The 3,501-nt window shown below is 71.4% G+C and carries 2 protein-coding genes; both read right to left on the bottom strand.

Translation table 11 applies throughout. From position 1 onward, the window contains the following. Positions 1-907 (bottom strand): beta-ketoacyl synthase N-terminal-like domain-containing protein (locus tag U9R90_RS34455; protein WP_411061285.1); only part of this gene is annotated, 907 nt, incomplete at its 3' end. Between the two features lie 55 nt (positions 908-962). After that, positions 963-3,501, bottom strand: a 2,539-nt coding sequence (locus U9R90_RS34450) for an SDR family NAD(P)-dependent oxidoreductase (RefSeq protein ID WP_411061283.1), incomplete at its 5' end; no start/stop codon positions are given.

The raw sequence follows: 3,501 nt of genomic DNA, 5'->3' as shown, positions 1-3,501 counted from the left end.
CCGAGCCGCGTACGACCGCCAGTACCGGATGGCCGTTGCGGCGGGCGTCCGAGAGCCGCTCCACCAGCAGCATTCCGGCGCCTTCGGCCCAGCCGGTGCCGTCGGCGGATTCCGAGAACGCCTTGCAGCGGCCGTCCGGTGCGAGCCCCTTCTGCTTGCTGAAGGCGACGAAGGGCACGGGGGTCGACATCACCATGACGCCCCCGGCCAGCGCGAGTGAGCACTCCCGCCGGCGCAGGGCCTGAGCGGCGAGGTGCAGCGCGACCAGCGAGGACGAGCAGGCCGTGTCGATGGTGACCGCGGGTCCCTGCAGACCCAGGGCGAAGGAGACCCGGCCCGAGATCACGGAGGCCACGCTGGCGGTCGTCATATAGGCCTCGACAGCCTCCGGCGCGGCTGTCAGGACCTGTTCGTAGTCCTGCATCCCGGAACCCACGAACACGCCGACGGGCTCGTCCTTGAGGGTGTCGGCGTTGATGCCCGCCCGCTCGATCGCCTCCCAGGCGACCTCCAGGGTGAGCCGTTGCTGCGGGTCCATCGCCACGGCTTCACGGGGCGAGATGCCGAAGAAGCCCGGGTCGAACTTCGCTACGCCGTCGACGAAGCCGCCTTCGTTCACATAGCTCGTTCCGGCACCGGCCTGGTCCGCCGACGCGCTGTCGCCGCGCAGCCCCTCGATGTCCCAGCCCCGGTCGTCGGGGAACTCGGAGACCGCGTCGACGCCGTCGGCCACCAGCCGCCACAGGCCCTCCGGGGTGTCGGCTCCGCCGGGGTAGCGGCAGCTCATCGCGACGATCGCGATGGGCTCCTGGTCCTCGGTCTCGACCTCGTGCAGCCGCCGACGTGTCTGGGCCAGATCGGCCGTTACCCGCTTGAGGTATTCGAGGAGCTTCTCATCGTTCGACATCCCAGACCTCACAACATCCTTTGTTCCGAGAGAGCGGAGAGCTACGTGGGCCTGATCAGCTCAGACCGAGTTCCTTGTCGATAAAGTCGAAGACGTCGTCCGCCGAAGCGGCTTCGAGCTGTCCGCCGACGCTCTGCGCGGCCTCGTCACCCTCGGCGGCGCCCAGGGCTTCGTTGACCCTGGCCAGCAGGGTCTGCAGCCGTGCGGTGACCCGGTTGGGCCCGATCTCCTCGGCGGGCAGTGCCGCCACGGTCTCCTCGAGCCGGCCGAGTTCGGCCAGGAACGAGCGTTCCTCCGTGGTGCCTCCCTCGGGGTCCTGGCAGAGCACGGTCCGCAGATACGCGGCCAGCGCCTTGGGGGTCGAGTGGTCGAAGATCATCGAGGTCGGGAGCTTCTTGGCCGTGGCGGCGCTCAGACCGGTCCGCAGGTCCACCGCGGAGACCGAGTCGAAGCCGAGCTCTGAGAACGCCCGGCCGGGTTCCACCTCGGTCGGATCGTCGTAGCCGAGTACGGCCGCCACCTGCTCGCGTACGAGTCCGAGCAGCAGCCGGGTCTGCTCCGCCTCGGTGGCTCCGGCGAGCCGCTTCCTCAGTACGGAGTCGCCCTTGACCGCGCTGTCCGCGCTGTCCGCGGCTCCCGGGCCGTCGGCGGCCAGCACCGCCTGTACGTCGGGCAGGGCGTCCAGGAGCGGGCGGGCCCTGGCGGAGGTGAAGGTGGGAGCGAAACGTGACCAGTCGAAGTCGGCGACGACCAGCTGCCGGTCGCCGCGGTCGAGCGCCTGGTGCAGTGCGCCGATCGCCAGTTCCGGGTCCATGGCGGGGGCGCCGATGCGCCGCGCGAGCATGCTCGTCTCCTCGTCGACCATGCCGCTGAGCCAGGGACCCCAGGCGACGGAGGTGGCGGCGAGTCCCTGTGCCTGCCGCCGCTGCGCAAGCGCGTCCAGAACGGCGTTGGCACTGCCGTACGCCGTCTGGCCCGAGCTGCCCCAGATCGCGGACCCGGAGGAGAAGAGGACGAAGGCGTCCAGCTCCCGGTCACCGAGCAGTTCGTCGAGGTGCAGGGCACCGGCGACCTTCGCGCGGCCCACGTCGGCGAACTCGCCCAGCGTGAGCTCGGGCAGCGCGGCCATCCGCTGGGCCACGCCGGCCGCATGGAACACGGAGGTCAGCGGCGGGTGCGGAGCGGACGTCCCTGGCTTATCGCCGACCGAGTCGAGCTCGATCGAGTCGAGCAGCTTCCGTACCGACTCACGATCGGCGACGTCGCATGCCGCGACGGTCACCCGGGCTCCGAGCTCCCGGAGTTCGGCCGTGAGCTCGGCCGCGCCCGGGGCATCGGCGCCACGGCGGCTGGTGAGCACCAGATGCTCGGCGCCGTGGGACGCCAGCCAGCGGGCCACATGGGCTCCGATGCCACCCGTACCGCCGGTCACCAGAGTCGTACCGCGGGGGCGCCATTGCGGTTCGGTCCGCTGGCCACCGAGTGCGTGGCGCACCAGCCTACGGCCGAAGAGACCGTTCCGGCGCAGGGCGAGCTGGTCTTCGCCTTCCCTGCCGGCCAGCGCGCCGCACAGCCTTGCGGCCAGCGTCGCGTCCCCGGTGTCGGCGAAGTCCGCGGGCAGATCGACGAGGCCGCCCCAGCGCTCCGGGTGGTCCAGGGAGAGGCCGAGCCCCATGCCCCAGATCGCCGCTTGGAGCGGGTGCACCACTTCCCCGGGAGACACCACGGCCACCGCACCCGTGGTGACGCACCACAGGCGTGCGGCCGACCCGATATCGGCCAGCGCCTGGACCAACCCGACCGTGGCCTCCGTACCCCGGGTGAGCATGGGGTGCTCGGGGTGCGGCCGGTCATCCAGGGCGAGCAGCGACAGCACTCCCACCGGAGCGGTGTCCCTGGTGTGCCGACGTATCCGCTCAGCGAGCTCGGCCCGGTCCTCGTCGGCCACCTCGACCTGGACCACCTGCGCGCCTTGGCCGCCGAGCGCCTGGAGAACGGCGCTCACCATCGCGTCGTCGCGGCGTTCGGCGGGCAGGACGACCAGCCAGGTCCCGGTGAGCCCGGTGGCTGCCTGACCCGTGAGGGGCTGCCAGTCGACCCGGTAGCGCCAGGAGTCGATACGGGACTGGTCGCGGTACTGGGTGCGCCAGGCCGACATGGCGGGCAGCACCGCACCCAGCTTGTCGACGTCGACGCGCAACCGGTCGGCGAGTGAGGACAGCTCCGTACGCTCCACCGCGTCCCAGAACTCCGCGTCCAGCGGATCGGCGTTCGCCGTCGTCGACGACTCCGGCTGCTCACCGTCGGACCAGTACCGGCGGCGTTGGAAGGCGTAGGTGGGCAGTTCCACTCGGCGGGCACCCCGCCCTGAGAAGAAGGCCGACCAGTCGACCGTCACACCCCGGGCGTATGCCTGCGCCAACGCCTGTACGAGCTCGCGCTCTTCACCCCGGTCGCGGCGAAGTACGGAGAAGAACGCGGCGGCTGCGTCTGTGTCCTCGTCACCGTCCCCGTCGTCGGCGAGGCAGTCGGGGCCGAGGGCGGTGAGTACGGCGTCGGGGCCCAGCTCCAGGAAGCGGGTGACGCCCTCGGCC

This window comes from Streptomyces sp. E11-3 (assembly GCF_046540415.1).
Lineage (GTDB): Bacteria > Actinomycetota > Actinomycetes > Streptomycetales > Streptomycetaceae > Streptomyces.
This window is presented reverse-complemented; position numbering and strand designations above follow the sequence as displayed.